We start from the raw sequence: 24,105 nt of genomic DNA, 5'->3' as shown, positions 1-24,105 counted from the left end.
AATATCCCACGGGAGGTCCGGAGGGTGTGAAACCCTCCGGGGCCGGCCTCGGGCGCAGCCTTCACCCGCGCAGCCTTCACCCGCGCAGCCGCCCCCGCTCACGCTGCAGCCAAAATGCTGTCAACAGCAACGGCGCATTGGACACCTCGCCCGAAGTCACCAGACCCATGAAACGGTCGAACCCGATAAGATGGCCCCGAATATCCTCGGCCTCGCCGGCCACCCCAAACACCCCCGCCACGCCATCGGGCAGTGCGCACAGCGCCACGTAGGAATACAGATACTCCGTCATCGCCCCGGGGCTGGGATAGTATTCGGCAACCTTTTCCAAGGCCCCGAGCGCCAGGCCCGCCTCCTCCACCGCCTCGCGCCGGGCGCAGTCCTCGGGTGTCTCGCCCGGATCGATGCGGCCGGCAATCGCCTCCAGCTGCCAGGGCAGCGGATCGCCGCGCCCGAACGGGCCCATCCGCATCTGCTCGATCAGCAGCACCCGGTCACGCAGCGGGTCATAGGGCAGCACGGTCACCGCATCGCCGCTGACAAAGATCTCGCGGCCAACGGTTTCGCTCATCCGGCCGTCAAAGCGACGAAAGCTGATCCGCCGCTCCTCCACCGCAAAGAAACCGGCATGGGTCATCCGCATGCCGATTGGCACAACCTCGCCGGAACCCAGCCGTTGATCGCGCGCCACCGCAGCATGTGCCCGCAACCGGCTCGCCTCGGTCACCCGCAATGAGCCCAGCCGGGCGCGGATCTGATCCGACGTCATCAGGCCCCGCAGCGCGATGATCGCCGCCGCAGTGGCAAGGCCTTCCGCTGTCACTGAACTTTCTGGCAACGCCGCCAGCGCAGTCACCTGAACCACGCCTGTCGACGTTTCAACCAGCGCCGGGTCCTCAATGACGCCCAGTGCCGCTGCTAGAAAGCGCAGTTGTGCATCGGAATTCGCATCCGTCACATCAAGGAAGGCGCCCGGCACCCGTTGGCCCGCAGGCCCGATAAGTGCCGCCTGTTCCCCGACACTTACCCCCGCACCCAGTAGGTTGTGCCCGACAAGCTGGCCCCAACCCGCGCCAACGCCAAACAGCTGCGCCACGTCAGGACCAGCGCTTGCTGGCTCTTTCCGAGATTACGCCACCAACCAGCCCACCTACCACAAGCACTATGATCACGTTGAAGGTCAGCATCTTTTGGGCATGTTCTAGCATCAGCTGAAAGATCGCGAGCACAGCGTCCACCGGCCCGTCGTAGCGCATCTTCATCGAGGTCAGCACCATCTCTCGCGTCGAAAAGATCAGCAGCGCCAAGAACGCCAGCACAACAGCCGTCTTGATGCCCGACCCCAGGGCCGCCTGATACCCGTGGCCTACAGCCGGGCCCATCACTCTCCACCCGATCAGCATTCCCAGCAATCCGACCAGTTCGCGGAACGCGCCCACATTCACCGCCTCGCCTAAGGCCGGTACATGCGCATTGGCCGCAATCCAGCCGACGATAGCAAAGACAACTGCTGCAACAAGCTTCGCGGCTGTGGGCATAGGGGTCCTACCTTGGCCGTGTGATCGTGATCTGCGTCACGTCACAGTTTCCCCCCTGAAACGCTCCAGCGCAAGAGGCCAGGTAAAAATCCCACATTCGCTTGAACCGGTCGTCAAACCCCATATGGCGCACCTCGGACCAGCGCGCAGCAAAGGTTTCGTGCCAACGACGCAGGGTCAGGCTGTAACTTTCGCCGAACTCCATCGACCCTTTGACATGCAGACCGGCCCGCTCCACCTCGGCCCGCAGGGCCGCTGGTGCCGGAAGCATACCGCCCGGAAAGATGTATTTCTGAATGAAATCAACCCCCCGCCGATAGACATGCCAGCGATGGTCAGGCACGGTGATGATCTGCAGCGTCGCATGCCGGCCCGGCTTCAACCTGTCGCGAAGCGTGTTGAAATACACCGGCCAATAGCGTTCGCCCACCGCCTCGAACATTTCGATCGACGCAATCCCGTCATAGCTGCCCGTCTCATCGCGGTAATCTTGCAACTTTATTTCGACCCGGTCGCCAAGACCCGCCTTGGCAATCCGGTCCACCGCGTAGTCATATTGCGCCTGACTGATGGTCAGCCCGGTCACTTTCAGCCCGCGCTCGCGTGCCGCATATTCCGCAAACCCGCCCCAACCGCAGCCGATTTCCAGCACATGATCACCCGGACTTGCGCCCATTTGATCCACCATGCTGGCATATTTCAGGGTCTGCGCCGCCTCCAGGCTTTCCTGCCCGGTGACAAACAGGGCCGACGAATAGGTCATCGTCTCATCCAGCCACAGTCGGTAAAACTCGTTCCCCAGATCATAGTGATGCGCGATGTTCTTGCGCGCCTGCGCCTTTGAGTTGGATTGCAGCCAGAACCGGAACCGCTCGAATGCCCGCACCAGCACCATGCCGGGAAAGCCGTCACTGACGATGTTGTTGGCCGGGCGCTGAACCAGATCAAGGAAGGCCTGCAGGTCGGGCGCGGTCCACCAGCCGTCCAGATAGCTGTCACAAAACCCCAGATCGCCCTCACGGATCAGCCGCGCGAACACATCCGGGTTGACCACATGCAACTCGGCCACATGCCCCGGCTCTGGTCCCTCGACACGAAAGCGCCGACCGTCCGGCAAAACGAAATCCAGCCGTCCTTCGCCAATGCGCTTTGCTGCTTCAAAGACCGAGGCAAAGTACCTTGGCAGGCCCGGCTGGCCTTTCACCGTCGTCAGAACTTCCATCGCCCCTCCCCAAGGGTTTTTTCATTGCCGCTCACAGTTTCAGATACGTGCACACCGCTCAAGAGTTTCGTGCCCCATATGCCGCAAGGGCACGCGCCCGGCCTTCAGCTAGCGCAACCCGCGGCGAAGGATAGGGCAGTTGCGCATCCAATTGCCAGGATCGCGGCACCGCCGCAAAGAACGCACGCGCGTCCGGTCCGGGATCAGGGGTCAATTCGGCAATGAAGCGACGGCGATAGCCCGCGTCAGGGTCGAACTTCTCAGCTTGGGTTTCTGGATTGAACACCCGGAAATAGGGCGCTGCGTCTGGCCCTGATCCCGCCGCCCACTGCCATCCCATCGCGTTTGCCGCCGGGTCCCAATCCGTCAGACAGTCCTCGAACCAGCGCAGACCCACGCGCCAGTCCGTCATCAGATGCTTGGTCAGATAGGATGCGACGATCATCCTGCCCCGATTGTGCATCGTGCCGGTAACATACATCTCGCGCATCGCGGCATCGACGAAAGGCTCGCCGGTCATCCCACGCCGCCAGGCTTCGGCATCGGGGTTGTCGGCACGCCACGGAAAACCATCCCACTCCGGCTTCCAGTTGCGGGTGGCGATCTCGGGCGAATGGTGGATCAGATGGTAGGCAAACTCGCGCCAGACGATCTCCCTCAGGAACGTCTCGGCCCCGGCACGGCCTTCGTGCATCGCGCGCATCCCCGCGTGCCAGATGCTGCGCACCCCGATTTCGCCATAGGTCAGATTCTCCGACAGCCGCGAGGTACCCTCGACCCCGGGCAGGTTGCGCGCCTCGGCGTAGGCAGCGACCGGTCCGTCCAGAAACCCGGCCAGCCGGTCAGCCGCCGCCGCTTCGCCCACCCGCACATGCCGTGCCACCACCGCCGCCCCACGCTGCATCGCAGCTCCCAGCCGCCACTCCTGCAGCCGGTCGCTGGCGGGCCAGTCGACCACGCCGCGTGCCGCGCGCACCGCCGGGGCCGGGGCGGCAATGTCGCGCGCGCGCACCGCCCGCCAGAACGGCGTGTAAACCCGGTAAAACCCGCCCGCGCCGGTCGCCACATCCCAAGGTTCGTGCAGCAGATGGCCCGCAAAACTGCGCGCCTCCAGCCCCTGCCCCTTCAATGCCGCCTTCACCACCGTGTCACGCGCCACCGCCGCCGGATCATACAGCCGCGACCACCACACCCCGCCCGCCCCGGTTTCCACCTGCAGCGCCCGCAACACCGCCAGCGCCGAACCACGCCTCAGCGTCAATTGCAGTCCAATCCGCGCCAGGGATCGCGCGAACTCGTCCACTGCCAGCCCCAGCCGCCACTTTGCCGCCGCGCCCAGCGCCTCTGTCTCCAGGTCAAGGATGAACAGCGGCAGCAACGGCCGCCCCGATGCGACCGCTGCCGCCAGCATCGGCTGGTCGGCCAGTCGCAAGTCGCGCCGAAACCACAGGATCACTGGCGCGTCAGTCATTTTTCCACTCACTCATGCAAACACTACGTGCGCAGACCCAAACAGGAACACCGACAAGCTCGCTCTTTGCAAAAATACTCCCGTCGGATACGCGCCCGAGCCGGTTGGTGCGGAACGCGCCAGAGGCGAGACAAAAGACCTGCGGGCCTCGGCCCGCTCCGTCAAGCTTCGCTCACAGCACCTGATCCAGCGCTGTGATCAACCGGCCCACCTCCTCGGCAGTGGTGTAATGCACCGACGACATCCGCAACACGCCCTTGTCCAGATTGATCCCCATCGCAGTCAGCGGGCGCACCGCATAGAAATCCCCCGCCCAACAGGCGATCCCCTGCCGTCCCAACGCTTCCGACACCGGTTCCGCCGGTCCGGCCAGTTCCACCGCCACCGTTGGTGCACGCAGCACAGCCGTGCGCGGGCCCAGCAGCCGCACATCATTGCGCCCGGCCAGATAATCCAGCAACGGCGCTATCACCGCCACCTCCTGCGCACGCATCAGATCATGCACCCCGCGGTTGCGCGCCGCTGCGTCGCCGCCCACCCCGTGATGCGCGGCCAAAGCGTCGACATAGTCGGCCATCCCCGCACAGGCCGCGATCTGCGCGTGATCCGGGCCCGCAGGCGTATGCCGTTTGTACAGCGTGTCGTGGTTGAAGTAATGTCCCTGCCCAGGCAGCGCCATCCCGAACGCCTCGCGCAGCACCATGATCCCCTGATGCGGACCATAAGTCTTGTAGGCCGAAAACAGGTACACATCGCAGCCCAAGGCCGACACATCCGGAAAGCCGTGTGGCGCGTAACTGACCCCGTCAACCACCGTCCGCGCGCCTGCCGCCCGCGCCATTGCGCAAATCGCCGTCACGTCGTTGATTTCGGCGATCACATTGGAACAATGCGGAAAGGCCACCAGCTTCACCCGGCCATCTTCCAGCAATGCGGCCAGCGCCTGCGGGTCAAGCGACCCCGTCGCAGGATCCAGGCGCCACTCGCGAACCTCGATCCCCTCATCCGCCAACCGTCGCCAGACACCGGAATTGGCCTCGTGGTCCTGATCGGTCACCACCACCGCGCCGTCAGTGCCCTTCAACCAGCCCCGCACCGCCTGCGCCAGCACATAGGTGTTGGCACTGGTCGACGGCCCGAACGACACCTCGTGCCGCGCCACGCCCATCATTTCGGCCAACCGCGTCCGCGCTTCGTCCATCTCGGTGCCACCGGCCTGCGCCCCCGGATAAGGACCATAGGGCTGCACCTTGCGGTCGGTGTAGAACCGCGTCAGCCGGTCCACCACCTGACGGCAGGGATAGCTGCCACCGGCGTTCTCAAAAAACGCATGGGTGGACAGGACCGGCGAGGAAAAGGCCGGAAACTGCGAACGTACAAAGTCAGGGTCAAGCTGCATCGGGTGGGGTCTCCTTGTTGGCTGCATGCTTGATCGCTGCCCGTCGCCGCGTCAACCCGATGCCCCGTTCCCGGCGGCTCCGGCAGTCCCATGGCCCCGTACCGCAGCCCGCCACTTCCGTCACACAGCCTTTACCGAACCGTCATGCAGGGTACGCAATCGCGTCATGGCCTTGGCTCACCCTGTTTTCTGCGCGGCACCCGCCGCGGCATCCCAAGAAAGCTGCACACAAGGGAGACTCGAATGTTCACAACCACCAATCGCCGCGCGCTTCTGCGCGGGGCCGCCGCTTCCGCTCTTGCCATTCCGTTCGCCGGCCTGTCGCTGCGCCGGGCCGAGGCGATGACCCGCCTTGAACCGATCGCCTCACCCTACGGCCCGGTATCCCCGGTCAAGGATCAGGTCACCGGCCTGCCCCTTCTGCAACTGCCCGAAGGCTTCAGCTACCAGACCTTCGGCTGGTCAGGCGATCTGATGGCTGACGGCAAACCCGGCCCGACCAACCATGACGGCATGGCCGTGGTGCGCAGCCGTGTCGTCGGCGGCAAGCCCGAGATGACGCTGATCCGCAATCACGAAGCCACCGTGAACCCGCTTTACGGCACTATCGGCGCCGCCGCCTTCTACGACAAGGGCACCGCCCTGATCGGCGAAGACAACGATGACAATGAAATCACCGGCCCGGCCGCAGGCGGCAACACCAAGCTTGTCTTCGCCGATGGCAAGTTCACGACCGTTGAGCCGATCCTTGGCGGCACCTGGAACAACTGCGCCGGCGGGCCCACCCCCTGGGGCACCTGGCTGACCTGCGAGGAAGACAAGTCCGACTTCACCGCCGTTGGCGGCATGCCACACGGCTATGTGTTCGAGGTGTCGCCCGAAGCGTCCGAGACCACCGCCCAGCCGATCAAGGAGATGGGCCGCATGGACCACGAGGCCGTGGCCTTCGATCCCATCGGCGGCAACCTCTACCTGACCGAGGATGATCGCAACCAATCCGGCTTTTACAAGTTCGAACCCACCGACCGCAGCCAGAAGGTCGGGGCGCTGGCCCAGGGCGGCACGCTCTACATGGCCAAGGTCGGGGGGGTGGACAAGGCCGACCTCCTCGATCCGCAGATGGGCGACAGCCACCTGATCGAATGGGTCAAGATCGAAGACCCCGACCTCGCCCCCCAGCCTTACACCGAAGCGCCGCACGACGCCGACAACACCGCCTCCGGCCCGTTCGTTCAGGGCCGCAACCTCGGCGGCTTGCGCATGTCGCGCGGCGAAGGCTGCTGGTATTCCGCCGCCGACCGGCTGATCTACCTTGTCGATACCTCGACCGGCGTGGATCAGGATCCGGCTTCGGAAAACTTCGGCAAGATCGGGCGCGGCGACGGTTCGGTCTGGACTTTCGATCCGATGACTGACCGCCTGACCTGCATCTTTCAGGCGCAGAACAAAGCCGCCGGCAACAACTTTGACAATGTCACGGTATCGCCACGCGGCGGTGTGCTGCTGTGCGAAGACGGTGGCGGGGTCGAGGATGACTTCGGCATTGGCGAACGCCTGATGGGCCTTACCCCTGCGGGCGAAACCTACCTTTTCGCCAAGAACAACGTGATGCTGACCGACGCCGACATCAAGGCCGCCGGAAAATCTGCGGAATTCATCAAGGCAGACGATCATCGCAACAACGAATGGGCGGGTGCCACGTTCGATCCGTCCGGGCGGTGGCTGTTCGTCAATATCCAGACCCCCGGCATTACCTTTGCCATCACCGGCCCGTGGGAACGCGGGCTGCTGTAAGCCGACATGCGCCCCCGGTCAGCCGGGGGCGCATCGCTCAGGCGTTCACGTCGATCACCACCCGGCCCTGCACGTCACCCTTCAGGATCGCGGCCCCCAGCGCCGGCGCTTCGGCCAACGGTGCCACCCGCACCATCGCCTCCAGCTTGTCCATCGGCAGGTCGCGCGCGATCCGCTCCCAGGCCGCCACCCGCCGCGCATAGGGCTGGAACACCGAATTGATCCCCAACAAGTTCACCCCCCGCAACAGGAACGGCACCACGCTGCCAGGCAAAGCCGACCCGCCAGCCAGCCCGACCGCCGCAACCGAGGCGTCCATCTTCATCTGCCCCAGCACCCGCGCCAGCATCGCACCGCCCACCGCGTCGATGCACCCGGCCCAGATCTCGGTTTCCAGCGGCCGCGGCACCGTTTCCGCAAGCTCGGCCCGGGGAATGATCCGCGCCGCGCCAAGGTCCCGCAGATAGCCCTCCGTCTCTGGCCGCCCGGTCACTGCCGCCACGCTGTAGCCAAGCTTGGCCAATATCGCCACTGCGACGGACCCCACACCGCCCGCAGCGCCGGTCACCAGCACCTCGCCCTGGTCGGGGCGCAGGCCATGCTCCTCCAGCGCCATCACCGCCAGCATCGACGTGAACCCCGCCGTCCCCACTGCCATCGCCTGCTTCGTCGATAGTCCGGCGGGCAGTGGCACCAGCCACTCCGCCTTGACCCGCGCTTTGGTGGCATAACCGCCCCAATGCGCCTCGCCGACGCGCCATCCGGTCAGCACAACCCTGTCACCGGGGCGATAGCGCGCATCCTCCGACGCCTCTACCACACCGGCAAAATCGATCCCCGGCACATGCGGATAACGCCTCACCAGCCCGCTGCCGCTGGCCGACATGCACAGCCCGTCCTTGTAGTTCACCGTGGAGTATTCAACCGCCACCGTAACCGCACCCGCAGGCAGTGCCGCGTCATCCAACTCGGCCAGACGTGCCACGGCCGCGCCGTCGGCACCCTGTTCCATCAAGATCGCCCGCATGATTCTACCCCCTCGGTTTTCGCCACGAATCTGCGCAGCACTTGGCGACACTGCCGGGGTAGCAGGCGTTTGTCACTTCGGTGACGCCATTTCGTCATTAGGGTCTTGCCCTTTCAAGGCTCACAGCACACTTTTGTGACAGCGTACTCTTGCAATAGGGCGCATCATACAGTCCATCGCCAAACTCCGGTCGCTTCAAGGAAGACGGCCACCAGACCGATAGAGGAGATTCTATGAACCACGTCAGATACGCCCTGATCGGCGCAGCGTCGTTGCTCGCCCTGGCCACCACCGCCCGCGCCGCAGACCCGGAGCTTTTGGTGTTCGACTGGGCCGGATGGGAAGTTCCCGGCCTCTTCGCCGGTTACGCTGAAAAGCATGGCACGGGCCCCACCTATTCCTTCTTCGCCGACGATGACGAGGCGTTCCAGAAGGTCTCGTCCGGCTTCACGGCCGATGTCGTGCATCCCTGCTCGCAGATGGTGCCGAAATACCGCGCCGCCGGACTGATCGAACCCTGGGATACCTCGCGCATCCCCGAGTTCAAGAACCTCGCCCCGCGGATGCTGGCGTCCACCGACTTTGTTGATGCCGAGGGCGTCTGGTTCCTGCCCACCGACTATGCCTTCACTGCCATCGCCTACAACACTGACACCGTCCCGGTTGCGGATGTGGCATCGCTGAAGGTGTTCCTTGATCCGAAATACGCGGGCCGCATCTCGCTGCCCGACAATACCGATGACGTCTGGGCGCTGGCCCTGCTTGCCACTGGCGTCACCGACTGGACCGCCGTGACCGACGACCAGTTCACCGCCGCCGCCGACTGGCTGCGTCAGGCGCACCCGAATGTCCGCGTCTACTGGTCTGACCCGTCCGAACTCACCCAGCTCATGGCAACCGGCGAAGTGCAGGTCGCCTGGTCGTGGAACGATGCCGTCGCCCTGATGCGCAGCGAAGGCTTTCCGGTAGGCTTTCAGCGCACCCCGACCGAGGGCGTTACCACCTGGTTCTGCGGCCTGATCAACATGAAGGACGGCCCCGGCAACGAGGACAAGTTGTACGACTACGTGAACTCCTTCATCGCGCCCAGCTCGGCACAGGTGATGCTCGACACCTTCGGCTATGCATCGGCCAATGACGCGGGTCTCGCCACGATCGCCCCCGATGCGCTGGTTGCCGCAGACGTCAATCCGATCGAAGGCATCCTGCTGCCGCAAGTTCCGATCCCGACCGAAATGCGCGACCGCATGCTGGAAGAGTTTGAACTGATCAAGTCCGGCTTCTGATCCAGCCTTGGCGCAACAGACGCCCGGCGGCTCGTCCCGCCGGGCGTTTTCATTTGAGTCTATCCCTTGTCCCGGCAGCACGCCATAAGAGTCCCGGCGCGCCCGGCTTGCGGCCGACACCGCAAAACCATCTGAGGTTGCATTCATCAGCTCCTGAATGAACTCCGCGTTGTGCAGCGAATGCCCATGACGCGAAACCGCGCTGGAAATTCCATACCGTGGCCGCAATTCCCTTTTACTCAGCGTGGCCAAGCCAGTTTAGTGGCCAAGCCAAAACAATGCCGGGAACAGCGATGTCATACTTCACCTATCTCTCAATTCAGCTGCGAAAGCCGTTGCTGATGTTGGCCGTTGTGGCTGCGGCGTTTGCCGTTGCTCCAGCCGGCTCAGTTGCGGCAAAAGCCAAGGGCAACCTGCCGGAACCCTATGTATCACGCTCGCTCGATCTGGTCTTGCTGCCGGTCACCGAAGCGGTCCGCAAGCAATTCAAGCTCGGCAAGAAAGCGGCAGGCGCGGTCATTGCTTCGGTTGAACCGGGCGGCACCGGGGAATTCTTCGGCATGGAGCCAGGCGATGTGATCACGCAGGTCGATGGCAAGACCATCCGCCGCCCGGTCGACATCGACTCGATGATGCGTTTTGGTCTGAACAAGGGCGATTCCATCTTCAAGCTTGACGGCTCGCGCAAGAACAAGCGCCTGCGCACCTGGGTCGAACTCTCTGCTGACGAATACGAAAAGCCGGTCGCGCTTGACAAGATCAAGGCTTGGCGCGGCTACGGTGGCCGGGGTCGGAACCGTGGCCCAGATTACTTCTATTACGACGATTACTGCGACGTCTATTACGATGATTTCTATTATGTGTGGGACTATTCCTACACTTACATTGAACAAGTCATCGTCACCGAAGTCTACATCACGTCGTATGAAAGCTCGGACAGCATCTTTTACTATGATGAAGCCGCGGCTGGCTATGATTGGCCTGATGAAGACTACATCGCCGAGGTCGACAGCTACGTCTATTCCGAAGAGTTCACCGCAGAGTACACTTCGACCGAGGTGGTCTACGAAGACGAATACGCCGGCTCCGATGATGCTGGCGCGGACCTGGGCGTTTCAGGAGAAGACTCCGATGTAACCGGCGACTACGTCCCCGATGATGCAGAGCTTGGCGCAAGCAGTGATGAAGGCTTGACTGAAGAACCGGTATTCGAGGACGTGGCGACCGAAGAGCCGGTCTACGAAGAACCAGCTTATGATGAGCCGGTCTATGAAGAACCAGCTTACGAAGAGCCGGTCTACGAAGAACCGGCTTATGAAGAGCCGGTCTACGAAGAGCCGGTCTACGAAGAACCAGCTTACGAAGAGCCGGTCTATGAAGAGCCAGCTTACGAAGAGCCGGCTTATGACGGCGGCGGTTCAAGCTGCTACTACGACGACGAAGGCAACGAGATCTGCGGCTAAGACAGGTCGGCGACCGGGCAGCAAGACCGCCCCGGTCGTGCCTCAATCCCTGCAAGGACCGCACATGCCGTCACACCGCCCGGAGGCACCAGCCTCCGGGCGTTTTTGCTGGGCAGATCCTGTGTGAGACCGAGTTCGCAGATAGGCTCCATTTGACAACCTGCTGTCATACTGGCAAGCTGTTGTCATGAAGATGACCTCAGACACGTTTTCCAGACTCGTGATCGAAACCTACCGGCTTGGCGGTGCGCTGGCCGAGAACGGGGACAAGATGGTTGCCGATATCGGCCTCAGTTCGGCCCGCTGGTCCGTGATCGGGGCGATCGAACGCAGCCCGGTCGCGCAGTCGGTGGCTGCAATTGCCCGCGATCTGGCCCTGAGCCGCCAGGGGGTTCAACGCGTGGTCAACGACCTGCGGGATGCGGGGATGGTGGTGTTTGAGAACAATCCCCATCACCAGCGCGCGCAGTTGGTGGTCCCGACGGCCAAGGGCCGCGCCGCTCTGGCCGAGGCGCTCCGGCGGCAGGACGATTGGCTCGGCCTCTTTGAGCCGGACCTGACCGAGGCGGATGTTCAGACGGCGATCAAGGTGCTGGGCACTTTGCGCCTGCGGGTCGAAAGCGAAAAATTACTGGAAAGGATCTCGCAACATGGCACTCAAGAGCACGTCTAACCGCTATGGCGCGGCGGCGATGGCCATCCATGGCTATCGGCGATCTTGATCATCGGGATGTTTGTGGCCGGGATCTCGGCCGCGCAGTCGACGGACCCGGCGCAAAAGGCCGCCATCTTGCGGATCCATGCGCCAGTCGGTCTGGCGGTACTGGCGCTGACGGTCCTGCGCATCATCTGGTGGCTTGCGGCTGACAAAAAGCCCGACACCGTCGCGGGGCAGCCGGCCTGGCAGGCGCTGACGTCGCGGACCGTGCATTTCTTGTTCTACCTCTTGCTTCTGTGCATGGTCGCCTCGGGCATCTGGCTGATGCAAAGCTCAGGTGCCGGCGAGGTGATCTTTAACGGTGCGCCTAAACCCCTGCCAGATTTCACAACTTTTGCCGCCTATAGCGTGCACAGCACTCTGGCGCTGACCCTTGAGGCACTGTTCGTACTGCATGTTCTGGCGGCCCTCTATCACCAGTTCATCCGACGCGACAGGATCTTTGCCCGCATGGGGATCGGCCGCCAGCCCGGACTTTGACCCAACGCCTGCGCGGGACGCGGCACCTTGCGCCCCGCCCTTGCGGCCCCTATATTGTCTCCTGTCCGGGGCAACTCGGTCTATGGTAATAAACGCACCTGTAATAATCGGCTCGGACCCGGGGGCGGTACCCGGCGGCTCCACCAGACTTTCCCGATCGTTTCGGGCGTGTGGGGCCGAAATAGGATCGACGAACGACCAAAGAGGCCAGCTTTTGCTCGGTGAGGTACCACCGTTATCGGTCCAAAAGTACAGTTGCAAACGACAACCGTGCTCCGATGGCTCTGGCTGCGTAAGCAGTTCGATCTATCGAAACTTAAGCCCCTGCGCTTAGCCGCGTAGGGCGGGGTTCGCAGGTACCTGGCAACAGAAACCTGCACCTTTTCCCCCTATGTCTCCCCTCGTGCGTATTGCGAGCATTCTCCTGTGGCGTTAGCCTGCAGCCAGCCAGCCCCGCAGGATGCCCGGATGAAAACCTTCGCCCTCTGCCTCGCGCTGATCGGCCTTCCCGCTTTCGCAGACACCGCAGGCATCCGCTTTGATCAGATGCCGGTCGGCTGCAAGATCTACGGCCGCTATTCCTCGGGCGAGAAGGTGATCGATGTCTATGTCGGCAAATCCGGCGCGAAGCACGTGATGAAAACCTATCAAGGGCCGTCTGGCAAAACGCTGATCCGCACCACCACGTATTCCAGCGACGGGTTGATGCTGCGCAAGGACTGGGCTGACGGAAACTGGGAAAGCTTCAAGCCAGCGTCCTGCGTGAATGTGCCGGGGCGTTGCAGTTACACCTACCGCAACAGCGACGGCGCTGAGCAAAAGTATCAGGGAACCAACACCCTGAAAGGCACGAGACTGGTAAACGAAGGCGGGTTTGTCGGCCAGCCGCCGTTTTCGCCGGTGGTCTCCACGCTTGGCCGCTTCAACCTGCAAGAGGCATATGTCGAAGGCGACACGTCCTTCAAAGTGACGAAATACGAAAACTGCGACGACACGCCGGGCTCCTGACCGCTTGGTCTTGACGATCGCGGCCACTGTGCCTTACCACATGCCCATGGGGCCCGCGAACGCCCCGTGAGGCTTCGGCCCAAGGCTCGCATCCCGTAACCTTGACAGGATGCCCCCAATGCCCGGCCCAACCCAGATCACCCCCGCCCAACTGATGCGCCTGATTGGCACCCCCGATGCGCCCGTCATCCTTGATGTCCGCATCGCCGAAGACCTCGCCGCCGATCCCCGCCTGATCCCCGGCAGCAGCGCCCTGCCCCACACCGCCTTTGACCCCGCGCCCACCCAACTGCAAGGCCAGCGCGTCACCGTCGCCTGCCAGCGCGGTCGCAAACTTTCCGAAGGGGTCGCGGCCGTTTTGCGCGCCCAAGGCATCACTGCCGAAAGCCTTGAAGGCGGCACCGAGGCCTGGGCCGCAGGTGGCCTGCCGATGATCCCCATCGCGGCGCTACCCCCGACCAACCTCTGGGTCACCCGTCACCGCCCCAAGGTAGACCGCATCGCCTGCCCGTGGCTCATCCGCCGCTTCATCGACCCCGCCGCCCGCTTTCTGTTCGTATCGCCCGCCGAGGTGCCGGACGTGGCCCTACGCTTCAACGCCACCCCCTTTGACATCGAAGGCGTGACCTTCAGCCACCGGGGCGAAGGCTGCACCTTCGACGCCCTGCTCGACGACTTCGCGCTGCACAGCGACGCGCTAGACCGTCTGGCGCTGGTGATCCGCGCCGCCGATACCGACCGCCATGATCTTGCGCCGCAAGCGGCCGGACTTCTGGCGCTGTCGGTCGGTCTGTCACGGATGTTTCGTGATGATCTGCAACAGCTTGACGCCGGCATCGCGCTTTACGATGCGCTTTACCGCTGGGCCCGCGATGGGCATGACGAGGGGCACGACTGGCCCGCAGGACGAAATCAATGACCCCGACGCTGCCCGAACTTACCCGCACCTTCGCCCGGATCGGCTGCCTGTCGTTCGGTGGTCCCGCCGCGCAGATCGCCCTGATGCACCGCACCCTGATTGACGAAAAGCAGTGGGTGTCAGAACCCGATTACCTGCGCGCCCTCAGCTTCTGCATGCTGCTGCCGGGGCCCGAGGCGATGCAGCTTGCCACCTGGATCGGCTGGCGGCTGCACGGCGTGCGCGGCGGGTTGATCGCCGGGGGTTTGTTCGTGCTGCCCGGCGCGCTGGTGGTGCTGATCCTGTCGATGATCTACGCGGCCTACGGCACCCTGCCCCTGGTCGCGGCGCTGTTCACCGGAGTGCAGGCCGCCGTCGTGGCCGTGGTGATCGAAGCGCTGATCCGCGTCTCAAAACGCGCGCTGAAATCCCGCGCCGCCTATGTCATCGCCGCCCTTGCCTTCACCGCGCTGTTCTTCCTGAACGCGCCCTTCCCCCTGATCATCGCCAGCGCCGCGCTCTACGGCTTTCTGACCACCCGCGATCTGGCCGAACTGCCCGATGCCCCCGCCTTTTCTGTCACTGCAGCGCTGAAAACCGCCAGCCTCTGGGCCGTGATCTGGCTTGCGCCCCTCGCCGCGCTGATCCTGTTCGACACCGGTATTCTTGCCGACATCGGCACCTTTTTCGCCAAACTCGCCATCCTCACTTTCGGCGGCGCCTATGCGGTCCTTGCGTGGATGGCGCAGGATGTGGTGCAGGTGAAAGGCTGGCTGACCCTGCCACAAATGATCGACGGCCTGGGCCTGGCTGAAACCACCCCCGGCCCGCTGATTCTGGTAACGCAATTCGTGGGTTACATGGCCGCACATCGCGAAGGCGGGCCGCTATTGGGCCTTGCCGCCGCCGCGATCACGCTGTGGATGACCTTCATCCCCTCGTTCGGCTTTATCTTCACCGGCGCGCCGTTCATCGCCCGGCTGACCGCGATGCCGCGCCTCGCGGGTGCCCTCGCCGCGATCACCGCCGCCGTCGTCGGCGTCATCGCAAACCTGTCGCTGTGGTTTGCGCTGCATGTCCTGTTCCGCACCGTGGCCACGGTTGAGGCTGGCCCGCTGCACTTCATCCTACCCGATCTTACCTCGCTCAATCCGGTGGCTTTGCTGATCGGTCTTGCCGCTGCCTGGCTGCTGCTCATTCGCCATACACCGCTGCTGTGGGTGCTGGCGATTTCGGCGTTGGCGTCCGCGGTTGCCAGCCTTGCCTGAATTTTGACGCCTCAATTTTGGCAGGCAACTCCCCTTCCCTTGGCAGGCGAATCCCCTATGCTGGACGCAACTGGAAATGAGGTTCGGATGGCGCGTTCCATCGACTACGGCAATTTGATGCATCGGGCGATGCGGGGCCTTATTCAGTCCGTGCTGACCGATGTGTCGAAGAACGGCCTGCCGGGCGCGCATCACTTCTTCATCACCTTCGACACCACGCATCCTGACGTGGCGATTGCCGATTGGCTGCGTGCCCGCTATCCCGGCGAAATGACCGTCGTGATCCAACATTGGTACGAAAACCTTGTGGTAACCGACGAAGGCTTCTCGATTACCCTCAATTTCGGCAACAATCCCGAACCAATGGTGATCCCCTTCGATGCGGTCCGCACCTTTGTTGACCCGTCAGTGGAATTCGGGCTTCGCTTTGAAACCCATTCCAGCGACGCGGACGAGGAAGACGAAGACATCGAGGCTGCCGAAGACACCGGCCAGCACGACGCGCAGGTCGTCAGCCTTGACCAGTTCCGCAAGCAATAGCGGCATGGCAACAGACCTCTCCCTGTTTCGCCGCCGCCTTTTGCAAAACCCCAAGCAAGTTTCGGCCATCGCGCCGTCCTCGCGCGCTTTGGCCCGTGCCATGGCTGATGGCCTCGGTCCGCAAACCGGCCGCGTGGTCGAATTCGGCCCCGGCACCGGGCGTCTGACACAAGCCATCATCGACGCCGGTGTTGCGCCCGAAAACCTCATCATGTTCGAACTGGACACCCACTTTGCCAGTCATCTGCGGAACACCTTTCCGCATAGCGTGCTCCATCTTGCCGGTGCCGAAACCGCCCCTGACCGCGTCGCCCCCGGCGTTGGGGCCGTGGTGTCCGGCCTGCCGCTCCTCTCGATGCCACACGAAGTCCGCCATGCAATCGTCAGCGCCGCATTCCGGATTCTCGCCCCCGGCGCGCCGTTCATCCAGTTCACCTACGGCTCAAAGCCGCCAATCCCCGCCGCAATGATCGCCGCCCTCGGCCTCAGCGTCGAAATCGGCGCCAAAGTCTGGGCCAATCTGCCCCCCGCACGGGTCTACCGGTTCCGCCGCCTGTAACGCGCCAGTCTCTGCCAGCCGATTGATTCCGCCGCGCCCCGGCGCTAAACCGGCGCCAGTCACCTGAGGAGGCCCCGATGACCGCAACCCGCACCGAAACCGACAGCTTCGGCCCCCTCGACGTGCCCGCCGACAAATACTGGGGCGCCCAGACCCAGCGCTCGATCATCAACTTTCCGATCGGCTGGGAACGCCAGCCCGTGGCGATCATCCGCGCGCTTGGTGTCATCAAGAAAGCCTGCGCGCTGGTCAACATCGCGCAAGGCGACATTTCCGTCAAACTTGGGCACGCCATCGCCGCCGCCGCAACCGAGGTGATCGACGGCAAGTTTGACGACAACTTCCCGCTGGTCGTCTGGCAAACCGGCTCCGGCACCCAATCCAACATGAACGCCAACGAGGTGATCTCGAACCGCGCGATCGAGGTGTTGGGCGGCGTGATGGGCTCCAAGAAACCCGTCCACCCCAACGATCACGTCAACATGGGACAATCCTCGAACGACACATTCCCCACCGCCATGCATGTGGCCATCGGCATGATGGCGCGCGATGTGCTGCTGCCGGGGCTGAAGAAACTGCACGCCGCACTGGTTGATAAGTCCATCGAATTCAAAGACATCATCAAGATCGGGCGCACCCACACGCAGGATGCAACGCCCCTGACGCTGGGCCAGGAATTCTCCGGCTACGCCCATCAGGTCAGCCAAGGCATCCTGCGCATCCACAAGGTCCTGCCGGAAATCTACGAACTTGCCCAAGGCGGCACCGCCGTTGGCACCGGCCTGAACACCAAGGTCGGCTGGGACCGCCGCGTCGCTCACCAGATCGCCGAAATCACCGGCCTGCCCTTCATCACCGCACCGAACAAGTTCGAGGCCCTGGCCGCCCACGACGCCATGGTGATGTTCTCGGGTGCCTTGAAAACTGTCGCCGCCAGCCTGTTCAAGATCGCCAACGACATGCGGCTTCTCGGCTCCGGCCCGCGCTCGGGGCTGGGCGAGCTGATCCTGCCAGAGAACGAAGCCGGCTCGTCGATCATGCCGGGCAAAGTGAACCCGACCCAGGCCGAGGCGCTGACCATGGTCTGCATCCAGGTCATGGGCAACGACGCCGCCGTCGGTTTCGCCGGCTCGCAAGGCCATTTCGAGCTGAACGTCTACAATCCGATGATGTCCTACAACGTGTTGCAATCCATGCAACTTCTGGGCGATGCGGCTGGATCTTTCACCGACAACATGGTGGTCGGCACTCAGGCCAACATTCCCCGCATCGACAAGCTGATGAAGGAATCCCTGATGCTGGTCACCGCGCTTGCCCCCACCATCGGCTATGACAACGCCACCAAGGTTGCCAAAACCGCCCACAAGAACGGCACCACCCTGCGTGAGGAAGCCATCGCTCTGGGCTTTGTAGATGGCGAAACCTTCGACCGCGTGGTGCGCCCCGAAGACATGATCGGCCCGAAGGGGTGAGCGTCGTCAACCTGAACACCGCGCGCAAAGCGAAAGCCAAGGCCACCGCGCGGGCGCAGGCTGACACCAACACCGTGAAACACGGGCTGACCAAGGCGGAACGGGCGCTGCAAAAGGCGAAGGCCGAAAAAGCCGCCCGCGACCTTGCCGCACATCAGCGCGATCCCGAATGACCGCCCGCCCGGTCAAACGCTCGCTCACCTTGCACGGCCACCGCACCTCGGTGTCGCTGGAGGAGGTGTTCTGGACCGCCTTTCGCGACATCGCCGCGTTGCGGGATCAGCCGCTCAACGCCCTCGCCGCCGAAATCGACGCCGCGCGGATGGCGGACGAAGGCCTTGCTTCAGCGATCAGGGTCTTCGTCTTGCGACACTGGATGGGGGCCGATTGACTGTGACAAAAAACACCAGAACACGATGAAACTTTCTGACTTCTGACAAAGTCCTTTGGTGGATTGCGCAGAGAATGCGACGCTTTAGTACGCAATGAAACTTCAAAGACATGAATCGGAGCGCAAGATGCTGAAGTCACTCGTAATCATCCTTGCGTTCGGCTCCGGCCTCGGGACGCTCGCATCGCAAGCACAGGACGCTGGCCAGTGGGCTGGTTTCTATGCCGGCCTCACTGCGTCGAGCAACAAAGGCGACATGGTCTACGACGATGGCGGGATCTATGATCTTGACGGAACAACCTCCGGTCTGATGCTCGGCTATAACTACGCCACAGGGCCGTGGGTCATCGGGGCGGAGTTGGCCTATGCCAAAGGGCGCGTGGAAGAGGTCGGCAATACCAACTTTGCGTTTGAATCCTCGCTCGATCTCAAGGGCCGCGCGGGATATGCAATCAGCAATGTGCTGCTCTATGGCACGCTTGGTGGCACCTTCACCAGATGGGACGAAGGCGGAAACGGTCCGTTCGATGGCGACGGCCTTCTGCTCGGGGTCGGGGTCGACTACCTGGTTTCGCCGCAGTTTTTCATCGGTGCTGAATATGTCGTGCGTGACGTGACATCAGACTGGAACAGCCTCGGTTCAACACTTGATGCCAACGTCAACACCGTTTCGCTTCGCGCCGGTCTGAAATTCTGAAGCTGCTTCCTGCCTACCGCCGGGCGGTTTGTGCCACCTGCCCCAACGCGACCGCCAGATCGCCATAGCCGGTGAACCGCCGCTCATAGGCCAGGCCCAGTCGCCGGGCGCAGTCCTCGGCCTTGGCGTCCAGCGCGGGGTCGTTAACCTGCGCCTGATAAACCAGCTTGGTGTAGTTCCCGAAATACATGTCCCGCAGCTCTGGATGCCGATCAAGGCCCATGGGCTTCCAGACAAAGGCATCGAACTGGCGCACCAGAAAATCGGTCAGGTAAAAGGCGGTGAATTCAGTTTCCGACCGCTCGGCAAACACTGCGTTACCTTCAAAAAACGAATAACAATGCGGGCCTTCGACCATCTCGACCCCCAGTTCCTTGCACTTTTCGAACAATAGACCACCAGTACCGCAATCCGCATAAACCACGAAGATCGTCTCGTAACTGCCCCGGTTTTCCGCCACCGCCGCCTCGACTGCCGGGATGATCCGATCCGGCCAGAGGTGCAGTTTGGCGGGCAGGCATTGCAGATCCAGATGGTCCCAACCATTCGCCGCCTTCAATGCCAGTATCTCGTGTGCCAACGCGCCACAGGCGATCAGCAGCACCCGGCCCGCCCGCACCGGGGCCAGTCCGGTTTCGGTCAGGGTCACATCGTCCGGGATCATGCCGCCCTCCCGCGCAGAACGGGTGCGGCGCGGCGCAACGCATAGGCAAGGCACCGGATCACCAGACGCGCCCTCGGATCGTCAGCCACATCGCGGCGGCAGACCAGAAACAACGGCTGCGCCAGCAAAACCTCAGGCAGCAGCCGCACAAGCCCCGGGGCCGGATCGGCCAGAATGCAGGGCAGCAGCGCCAGCCCCACCCCCGCCTGCGCCGTCGCCACCAGATCGGCCATCTGCGCCAGCCGCATCACCGTCGTGCCCGCCCCGGCATGGTCCAGCAGCCACCGATCCGCCGGCGTATCCGCCAGATCGGCGTGCAGCCCGATCACCTTGTGCCCGGTCAGCTTGTACCCGGTCAGCTTGTGCCCGGTCAAATCACCATCAAACGGATGCGCCTCCAGATAGGCCGGGCTTGCGTACAGCGACCAGCCCGCTTCGGCCACCTTGCGGACCACCAGCGTCGGCTCATCACCCGGGCGGCTGCGCAGCGCGATATCCGCCTCGCCCGCCGCAACATCCGCCAGTTGGCTGCCGCTGCTCAGATCCACCGCCAGATCGGGCCGCTTTGCCCGCAAGGCCGCAAGATCCGGCCCGATCAGCGGCGCCAATCCCGACGGAAGTGCCAGCCGCCAGACCCGCGTCTCCTCGGTTGCGGCCGCAGCAAAGGCCGCAAAGGAACGCAAGGCCACCTGCGCCAAGAGCAGCACCCTTTCGCCCAGTTCGGTCAGCACCGCGCCGGCGGCAGTGCGGTGCACCAGCCTTGCACCCAGCGCCTGCTCCAGCGCGCCGACCCTGCGTATGACCGTGCTGTGCCGCGTGCCAAGCGCCCGCGCCGCCCCGGAAAAGCTTCCCGCGCGGGCCAGCGCCAGAAACGGGCGCAGATCGTTCCAGTCAGGGGTCATGCGGCTGGCCATTGCCGCAGTTTACAGCAACCAGCCCCAGGTTCACCCCCCGATTTCGCACACCCCTGTGCGGAAATCGACACTGGCTCAACGCCCCGCACCGCCGCACCCTTTGGCAAAATCAGAAAGGACGCCACCATGACTTTTGCCGCGCTCACCCCCAACCTGTCCCCGATCGACACCCTGCGCCACGTTGTCGGCGAGGCCAGCCGCACCACCGTTCTGCTCAGCGCGCTTGGCCTGGCGATGCGCGCCCGCATCTCGGAAACCCCGCCGCATCCGCATGTCTCGCAGGCGGTTCACCGGCTTTTGGCCCAGAACGGCCTGACGCGTGCTGTCGCCAGTGCCGCGCCAGACGAACTGGCCCCAGTTCTGGAACTAATCCGGGCCGAGCTGATGTTCGGCGGGCACATCCTTGGCGACGGCATCGGCGCACGCGGCTGGCAGGACCGCGACGTTGAAGTGATGCAGGTGTTCGGCAAGGTGTCGCACAGCTTCTGGCGCGGCTTTGAACGGCTGGCCACTGCCGCCGCCCCTGCCGTGTTGCAACGGCTGGATCAGCCGGGTGCGCGGTTTCTCGACATTGGCACCGGTGTTGGCTGGCTGACCATCGGCATGCTGCAGCGCTGGCCCGAACTTAGCGCCGTGGGTATCGAGCCGTTGCCCGGCGCACTGGCAATCGCCCAGGAAAACATGGCATCCGAAGGTCTGGCCGGGCGGGTTGAACTGCGTTTGGGCCGGGGCGAAGATCTGGCCGACATTGCCGCCTTTGATCTGGTTTTCGTGCCCTCGGCCTTCATCCCCGCGACCGCCATGCCCGAGATCTTGCGCCGTGCCCATGCTGCCCTGCGTCCCGGCGGCAGACTGCTGCTTGCGGTGATGCAGCCGCCAGACATGGTCGATGCAGCCGTGCTGGCGCAGTTTCGCGCGGCGGTCTGGGGCGGCGATGTGCTGGGGATCGAGACCGGCACCGCCCTGTTGCAAGCGTCCGGATTTCGCCAGATCGACGCGATGCAGCAACCCGGCGGTTTCATCGCCTTCCTGCTTGCCGCACCGCAAAGCCTTGCGGCTTAGCGGCCCACGCGGTTCCAGGCAAGGATCAGACTGCCCGCTACTGCGGCAAAGCTGACGGCCACCAACGGCACGTTCGCCCATACCGCAAGGGCAATGGTCACACCGGCCGCAAGGGTCACCAAGGCGATCAAGCTCAGAAAATGTGTGAGGGGCATGGAGCGTTCTCCTTGCCTCTCAATCTGCGCCCGATTACGGGATCGTGCAAGGCCTTGTTCAGTCACGCTTTGGTGCGCATTAACCGGCCGCAATCTGGTTGTGCTTGCGCGCAACAAACTGCTTGGCGGTTTCCACGGCAACAGCGGCATCGCGGCAATAGGCATCGGCGCCGATGGCACGGCTGAACTCTTCGTTCAACGGCGCGCCGCCGACCAGCACGATGTAATCGTCGCGCATGCCCTTTTCCTTCATCGTGTCGATCACGACTTTCATGTAGGGCATGGTCGTGGTCAGCAATGCCGACATGCCAAGGATATCGGGCTTTTCTTCTTCCAAGGCCGCCAGATACTTCTCGACCGAGTTGTTGATCCCCAGATCGCGCACCTCAAAGCCTGCGCCTTCCATCATCATGCCGACAAGGTTCTTGCCGATGTCGTGAATGTCGCCCTTGACCGTGCCGATCACCATCTTGCCCATCCGCGGCGCACCGGTTTCCACCAGCAGCGGCTTCAGGATGAACATGCCACCCTTCATCGCGTTGGCGGCCAGCAGCACCTCGGGCACGAACAGAATGCCGTCGCGGAAGTCGGCGCCGACAATCGTCATCCCCGCGACCAGCGCCTTGGTCAGAACGTCATAAGGCGTCCAGCCGCGCGCGATCAGTATGTTGACGGCCTCTTCGATCTCTTCTTTCAGACCGTCATAAAGGTCGTCATGCATCTGCAGGACCAACTCGTCATCCGACAGTTCGGACAGGATGATTTCGGCGTCGTCGGCCATGGTGCGGCTCCTTGGGGATAAAATCCTGTAGAGTGAATGATCTCAAAGCGACCAGCCCACTTTTCGGATAGCGACATACACCAGATGAAAGCCGACAGAAAGATGTCGCACACCGCAATTGCCTGGAAAGTGTTCCCTTATTGTTCTATATTTTCGCCATGACCATTGGCAGCCTTCCCCCAGGCCATCGGCTGCGCGCGCGCGGCGCGGTGACCAATTCCTCCGGCCGGTTCGAACGCGAAACCCGCGAAGGCTACGCCGATGACTGGGATATCCCCGAAGAGGACCGCCTGATCCGCACGGAAACGCGGCTGGAACGCCCCCGCTCCGCCATCACCTACAACCGCTCGCCCGACTTGCCGTTTGACCGCTCGATCAACCCCTATCGCGGCTGCGAACACGGCTGCATCTATTGCTACGCCCGGCCCAGCCACGCTTTCTTCAACCTCTCCCCCGGCCTCGATTTCGAAACCCGTCTGATCGCCCGCCCCGGTATTGCCGGGGTGCTGGCCAGCGAACTTTCCAAGCCGTCCTACCGCGTTGCCCCCCTCGCCATCGGCACCAACACCGATCCCTATCAGCCGATCGACGGCACCCACGGGTTGATGCGCCAGATCCTCACCGTGCTTCAGGCGCATAATCACCCGGTCTGGATCACCACCCGCGGCACCCTGATCGAACGCGACATCGACCTGATCGCCGCGATGGCCGCCCTGCGCCTCGCCTCGGTCAGCATCTCGCTGACCACCCTTGACGCCAGCCTCGCCCGCAAGATGGAACCCCGCGCGCCGAGCCCGAAGCGCCGCCTCGCCACGATCCGCGCCCTCGCGACGGCGGGCATCCCGGTGCGCGTGCAGGTTTCACCGCTGATCCCAGCGCTGACCGATCACGAACTGGAATCCATCCTCGCCGCCGCCGCCGAAGCCGGTGCCAGCCACGCCACCTCGATCCCGCTGCGCTTGCCGCTGGAGGTCGCCACCCTCTTTCGCGATTGGATCGAGACCACCTTCCCCGACCGCGCCCAGCGCGTGACGGGGCGGGTGCGCGAATTGCACGGCGGGCGCGATTATGACCCGGCATTCGGTACCCGGATGACCGGCCAAGGCATCTGGGCCGACCTGATCAAACGCCGCCTCGATGTCGCCCGCAAACGTCTTGGCCTGACACGGGGCCTGCCCGCATTGCGCAGCGACCTGTTCGCCGTGCCCCCGCAAGCCGGGGATCAACTCAGCCTGTTCTGAACCAGCCTGTTCCCAAGATCAGCCCCGCCGCCCGCGCCGTTCCCGCTTCGGGTCGCC

General features: G+C 63.5%; 26 protein-coding genes and 1 other RNA gene. 17 read left to right on the top strand and 10 right to left on the bottom strand.

What is annotated here, in order from left to right:
• Positions 1–76: 76 nt before the first annotated feature.
• From RMO18_RS14765 to RMO18_RS14745, 5 genes are all read right to left on the bottom strand, one after another.
• Positions 77–1,096: an NUDIX domain-containing protein gene (locus RMO18_RS14765; RefSeq protein WP_309666901.1), complete on the bottom strand. Its 1,020-nt coding sequence runs from the start codon at positions 1,094–1,096 to the stop codon at positions 77–79.
• A gap of 1 nt (position 1,097) precedes the next feature.
• Positions 1,098–1,538 carry a TrgA family protein gene (locus RMO18_RS14760; protein ID WP_309666899.1) on the bottom strand — a complete coding sequence of 147 codons (441 nt, stop codon included), beginning with the start codon at positions 1,536–1,538 and terminating at the stop codon, positions 1,098–1,100.
• Positions 1,539–1,545: 7 nt separating this feature from the next.
• Positions 1,546–2,760, bottom strand: a complete 1,215-nt coding sequence (locus RMO18_RS14755) for a cyclopropane-fatty-acyl-phospholipid synthase family protein (protein WP_309666898.1) — start codon at positions 2,758–2,760, stop codon at positions 1,546–1,548.
• Positions 2,761–2,818: 58 nt separating this feature from the next.
• Complete coding sequence (locus tag RMO18_RS14750) at positions 2,819–4,231, bottom strand: deoxyribodipyrimidine photo-lyase (RefSeq protein ID WP_309666897.1); 1,413 nt, start codon at positions 4,229–4,231, stop codon at positions 2,819–2,821.
• A 172-nt stretch (positions 4,232–4,403) separates the two neighbouring features.
• Positions 4,404–5,630, bottom strand: a complete 1,227-nt coding sequence (locus RMO18_RS14745; protein ID WP_309666896.1) for an aminotransferase class V-fold PLP-dependent enzyme — start codon at positions 5,628–5,630, stop codon at positions 4,404–4,406.
• A 243-nt stretch (positions 5,631–5,873) separates the two neighbouring features.
• Between RMO18_RS14745 and RMO18_RS14740 the strand changes: the two genes are divergently transcribed.
• Positions 5,874–7,424, top strand: a complete 1,551-nt coding sequence (locus tag RMO18_RS14740; protein ID WP_309666895.1) for an alkaline phosphatase PhoX — start codon at positions 5,874–5,876, stop codon at positions 7,422–7,424.
• A gap of 37 nt (positions 7,425–7,461) precedes the next feature.
• On the opposite strand, the gene RMO18_RS14735 is transcribed toward RMO18_RS14740, so the two are convergent.
• The gene (locus RMO18_RS14735) at positions 7,462–8,436 is read right to left on the bottom strand and encodes an MDR family oxidoreductase (protein WP_309666913.1); all 975 of its coding nucleotides are present in this window, start codon (positions 8,434–8,436) and stop codon (positions 7,462–7,464) included.
• A gap of 248 nt (positions 8,437–8,684) precedes the next feature.
• Between RMO18_RS14735 and RMO18_RS14730 the strand changes: the two genes are divergently transcribed.
• The 14 genes from RMO18_RS14730 (at position 8,685) to RMO18_RS14665 (ending at position 19,231) form a co-directional block, all read left to right on the top strand.
• Complete coding sequence (locus RMO18_RS14730; RefSeq protein ID WP_309666893.1) at positions 8,685–9,737, top strand: extracellular solute-binding protein; 1,053 nt, start codon at positions 8,685–8,687, stop codon at positions 9,735–9,737.
• A 293-nt stretch (positions 9,738–10,030) separates the two neighbouring features.
• Positions 10,031–11,200, top strand: a complete 1,170-nt coding sequence (locus RMO18_RS14725) for a PDZ domain-containing protein (RefSeq protein ID WP_309666892.1) — start codon at positions 10,031–10,033, stop codon at positions 11,198–11,200.
• A 187-nt stretch (positions 11,201–11,387) separates the two neighbouring features.
• Positions 11,388–11,873: a MarR family winged helix-turn-helix transcriptional regulator gene (locus RMO18_RS14720; protein ID WP_309666891.1), complete on the top strand. Its 486-nt coding sequence runs from the start codon at positions 11,388–11,390 to the stop codon at positions 11,871–11,873.
• A 42-nt stretch (positions 11,874–11,915) separates the two neighbouring features.
• Complete coding sequence (locus RMO18_RS14715) at positions 11,916–12,398, top strand: cytochrome b/b6 domain-containing protein (protein ID WP_309666910.1); 483 nt, start codon at positions 11,916–11,918, stop codon at positions 12,396–12,398.
• 23 nt (positions 12,399–12,421) lie between these two features.
• Positions 12,422–12,779, top strand: a transfer-messenger RNA (tmRNA) gene (ssrA, locus tag RMO18_RS14710).
• Between the two features lie 87 nt (positions 12,780–12,866).
• Positions 12,867–13,406 carry a hypothetical protein gene (locus tag RMO18_RS14705; protein ID WP_309666890.1) on the top strand — a complete coding sequence of 180 codons (540 nt, stop codon included), beginning with the start codon at positions 12,867–12,869 and terminating at the stop codon, positions 13,404–13,406.
• 118 nt (positions 13,407–13,524) lie between these two features.
• Positions 13,525–14,325 carry a sulfurtransferase/chromate resistance protein gene (locus RMO18_RS14700; RefSeq protein WP_309666889.1) on the top strand — a complete coding sequence of 267 codons (801 nt, stop codon included), beginning with the start codon at positions 13,525–13,527 and terminating at the stop codon, positions 14,323–14,325.
• Positions 14,322–15,572, top strand: a complete 1,251-nt coding sequence (chrA, locus tag RMO18_RS14695) for a chromate efflux transporter (protein WP_309666888.1) — start codon at positions 14,322–14,324, stop codon at positions 15,570–15,572. Before RMO18_RS14700 ends, chrA begins: the two co-directional genes overlap by 4 nt.
• Before the next feature lie 87 nt (positions 15,573–15,659).
• Complete coding sequence (locus tag RMO18_RS14690; RefSeq protein WP_309666886.1) at positions 15,660–16,112, top strand: ClpXP protease specificity-enhancing factor SspB; 453 nt, start codon at positions 15,660–15,662, stop codon at positions 16,110–16,112.
• 4 nt (positions 16,113–16,116) lie between these two features.
• Complete coding sequence (locus tag RMO18_RS14685; RefSeq protein ID WP_309666884.1) at positions 16,117–16,671, top strand: methyltransferase type 12; 555 nt, start codon at positions 16,117–16,119, stop codon at positions 16,669–16,671.
• Positions 16,672–16,748: 77 nt separating this feature from the next.
• Positions 16,749–18,143 (top strand): class II fumarate hydratase, encoded by a 1,395-nt coding sequence (gene fumC, locus RMO18_RS14680; protein WP_309666880.1) that lies wholly within the window; start codon positions 16,749–16,751, stop codon positions 18,141–18,143.
• Complete coding sequence (locus tag RMO18_RS14675; protein ID WP_309666878.1) at positions 18,140–18,316, top strand: DUF4169 family protein; 177 nt, start codon at positions 18,140–18,142, stop codon at positions 18,314–18,316. Before fumC ends, RMO18_RS14675 begins: the two co-directional genes overlap by 4 nt.
• Positions 18,313–18,534: a ribbon-helix-helix domain-containing protein gene (locus RMO18_RS14670; protein ID WP_309666877.1), complete on the top strand. Its 222-nt coding sequence runs from the start codon at positions 18,313–18,315 to the stop codon at positions 18,532–18,534. The genes RMO18_RS14675 and RMO18_RS14670 overlap by 4 nt, the downstream gene beginning before the upstream one ends.
• A gap of 127 nt (positions 18,535–18,661) precedes the next feature.
• Positions 18,662–19,231: an outer membrane beta-barrel protein gene (locus RMO18_RS14665; protein ID WP_309666875.1), complete on the top strand. Its 570-nt coding sequence runs from the start codon at positions 18,662–18,664 to the stop codon at positions 19,229–19,231.
• Between the two features lie 13 nt (positions 19,232–19,244).
• Here RMO18_RS14665 and RMO18_RS14660 read toward each other — a convergent pair whose 3' ends face one another.
• Together RMO18_RS14660 and RMO18_RS14655 are read right to left on the bottom strand one after the other, a co-directional pair.
• Positions 19,245–19,895: a DUF1638 domain-containing protein gene (locus tag RMO18_RS14660; protein ID WP_309666873.1), complete on the bottom strand. Its 651-nt coding sequence runs from the start codon at positions 19,893–19,895 to the stop codon at positions 19,245–19,247.
• Positions 19,892–20,809, bottom strand: a complete 918-nt coding sequence (locus RMO18_RS14655; protein WP_309666872.1) for a LysR family transcriptional regulator — start codon at positions 20,807–20,809, stop codon at positions 19,892–19,894. Before RMO18_RS14655 ends, RMO18_RS14660 begins: the two co-directional genes overlap by 4 nt.
• 126 nt (positions 20,810–20,935) lie before the next feature.
• On the opposite strand from RMO18_RS14655, the gene RMO18_RS14650 reads away from it, so the two are divergent.
• Positions 20,936–21,871, top strand: a complete 936-nt coding sequence (locus RMO18_RS14650; RefSeq protein WP_309666870.1) for a class I SAM-dependent methyltransferase — start codon at positions 20,936–20,938, stop codon at positions 21,869–21,871.
• Here RMO18_RS14650 and RMO18_RS14645 read toward each other — a convergent pair.
• Positions 21,868–22,026: a hypothetical protein gene (locus RMO18_RS14645; RefSeq protein WP_309666869.1), complete on the bottom strand. Its 159-nt coding sequence runs from the start codon at positions 22,024–22,026 to the stop codon at positions 21,868–21,870. The two genes, RMO18_RS14650 and RMO18_RS14645, sit on opposite strands and share 4 nt — an antisense overlap.
• Before the next feature lie 79 nt (positions 22,027–22,105).
• Complete coding sequence (locus RMO18_RS14640; protein ID WP_309666868.1) at positions 22,106–22,807, bottom strand: B12-binding domain-containing protein; 702 nt, start codon at positions 22,805–22,807, stop codon at positions 22,106–22,108.
• Positions 22,808–22,965: 158 nt separating this feature from the next.
• Here RMO18_RS14640 and RMO18_RS14635 point away from each other — a divergent pair, with 158 nt between their 5' ends.
• A complete protein-coding gene (locus RMO18_RS14635; RefSeq protein ID WP_309666867.1) occupies positions 22,966–24,048 on the top strand; it encodes a PA0069 family radical SAM protein in 1,083 nt (360 codons plus the stop codon).
• The last annotated feature ends 57 nt before the right edge of the window (positions 24,049–24,105 follow it).

Source organism: Tabrizicola sp., from assembly GCF_031377265.1.
In the GTDB taxonomy this organism is placed as follows: domain Bacteria; phylum Pseudomonadota; class Alphaproteobacteria; order Rhodobacterales; family Rhodobacteraceae; genus JAUYQR01.
This window is presented reverse-complemented; position numbering and strand designations above follow the sequence as displayed.

Excerpts from the sequence above, each read along its gene's own strand:
- RMO18_RS14740 (WP_309666895.1), top strand. The coding sequence starts at position 5,874 with ATGTTCACAACCACCAATCGCCGCGCGCTTCTGCGCGGGGCCGCCGCT.
- RMO18_RS14725 (WP_309666892.1), top strand. The coding sequence starts at position 10,031 with ATGTCATACTTCACCTATCTCTCAATTCAGCTGCGAAAGCCGTTGCTG.
- RMO18_RS14660 (WP_309666873.1), bottom strand. The coding sequence starts at position 19,895 with ATGATCCCGGACGATGTGACCCTGACCGAAACCGGACTGGCCCCGGTG.
- RMO18_RS14645 (WP_309666869.1), bottom strand. The coding sequence starts at position 22,026 with ATGCCCCTCACACATTTTCTGAGCTTGATCGCCTTGGTGACCCTTGCG.
- RMO18_RS14665 (WP_309666875.1), top strand. The coding sequence starts at position 18,662 with ATGCTGAAGTCACTCGTAATCATCCTTGCGTTCGGCTCCGGCCTCGGG.
- RMO18_RS14690 (WP_309666886.1), top strand. The coding sequence starts at position 15,660 with ATGGCGCGTTCCATCGACTACGGCAATTTGATGCATCGGGCGATGCGG.
- RMO18_RS14655 (WP_309666872.1), bottom strand. The coding sequence starts at position 20,809 with ATGGCCAGCCGCATGACCCCTGACTGGAACGATCTGCGCCCGTTTCTG.
- RMO18_RS14635 (WP_309666867.1), top strand. The coding sequence starts at position 22,966 with ATGACCATTGGCAGCCTTCCCCCAGGCCATCGGCTGCGCGCGCGCGGC.
- RMO18_RS14640 (WP_309666868.1), bottom strand. The coding sequence starts at position 22,807 with ATGGCCGACGACGCCGAAATCATCCTGTCCGAACTGTCGGATGACGAG.
- RMO18_RS14755 (WP_309666898.1), bottom strand. The coding sequence starts at position 2,760 with ATGGAAGTTCTGACGACGGTGAAAGGCCAGCCGGGCCTGCCAAGGTAC.
- fumC (WP_309666880.1), top strand. The coding sequence starts at position 16,749 with ATGACCGCAACCCGCACCGAAACCGACAGCTTCGGCCCCCTCGACGTG.
- RMO18_RS14760 (WP_309666899.1), bottom strand. The coding sequence starts at position 1,538 with ATGCCCACAGCCGCGAAGCTTGTTGCAGCAGTTGTCTTTGCTATCGTC.
- chrA (WP_309666888.1), top strand. The coding sequence starts at position 14,322 with ATGACCCCGACGCTGCCCGAACTTACCCGCACCTTCGCCCGGATCGGC.
- RMO18_RS14750 (WP_309666897.1), bottom strand. The coding sequence starts at position 4,231 with ATGACTGACGCGCCAGTGATCCTGTGGTTTCGGCGCGACTTGCGACTG.
- RMO18_RS14720 (WP_309666891.1), top strand. The coding sequence starts at position 11,388 with ATGAAGATGACCTCAGACACGTTTTCCAGACTCGTGATCGAAACCTAC.
- RMO18_RS14670 (WP_309666877.1), top strand. The coding sequence starts at position 18,313 with ATGACCGCCCGCCCGGTCAAACGCTCGCTCACCTTGCACGGCCACCGC.
- RMO18_RS14730 (WP_309666893.1), top strand. The coding sequence starts at position 8,685 with ATGAACCACGTCAGATACGCCCTGATCGGCGCAGCGTCGTTGCTCGCC.
- RMO18_RS14735 (WP_309666913.1), bottom strand. The coding sequence starts at position 8,436 with ATGGAACAGGGTGCCGACGGCGCGGCCGTGGCACGTCTGGCCGAGTTG.
- RMO18_RS14650 (WP_309666870.1), top strand. The coding sequence starts at position 20,936 with ATGACTTTTGCCGCGCTCACCCCCAACCTGTCCCCGATCGACACCCTG.
- RMO18_RS14705 (WP_309666890.1), top strand. The coding sequence starts at position 12,867 with ATGAAAACCTTCGCCCTCTGCCTCGCGCTGATCGGCCTTCCCGCTTTC.
- RMO18_RS14745 (WP_309666896.1), bottom strand. The coding sequence starts at position 5,630 with ATGCAGCTTGACCCTGACTTTGTACGTTCGCAGTTTCCGGCCTTTTCC.
- RMO18_RS14685 (WP_309666884.1), top strand. The coding sequence starts at position 16,117 with ATGGCAACAGACCTCTCCCTGTTTCGCCGCCGCCTTTTGCAAAACCCC.
- RMO18_RS14700 (WP_309666889.1), top strand. The coding sequence starts at position 13,525 with ATGCCCGGCCCAACCCAGATCACCCCCGCCCAACTGATGCGCCTGATT.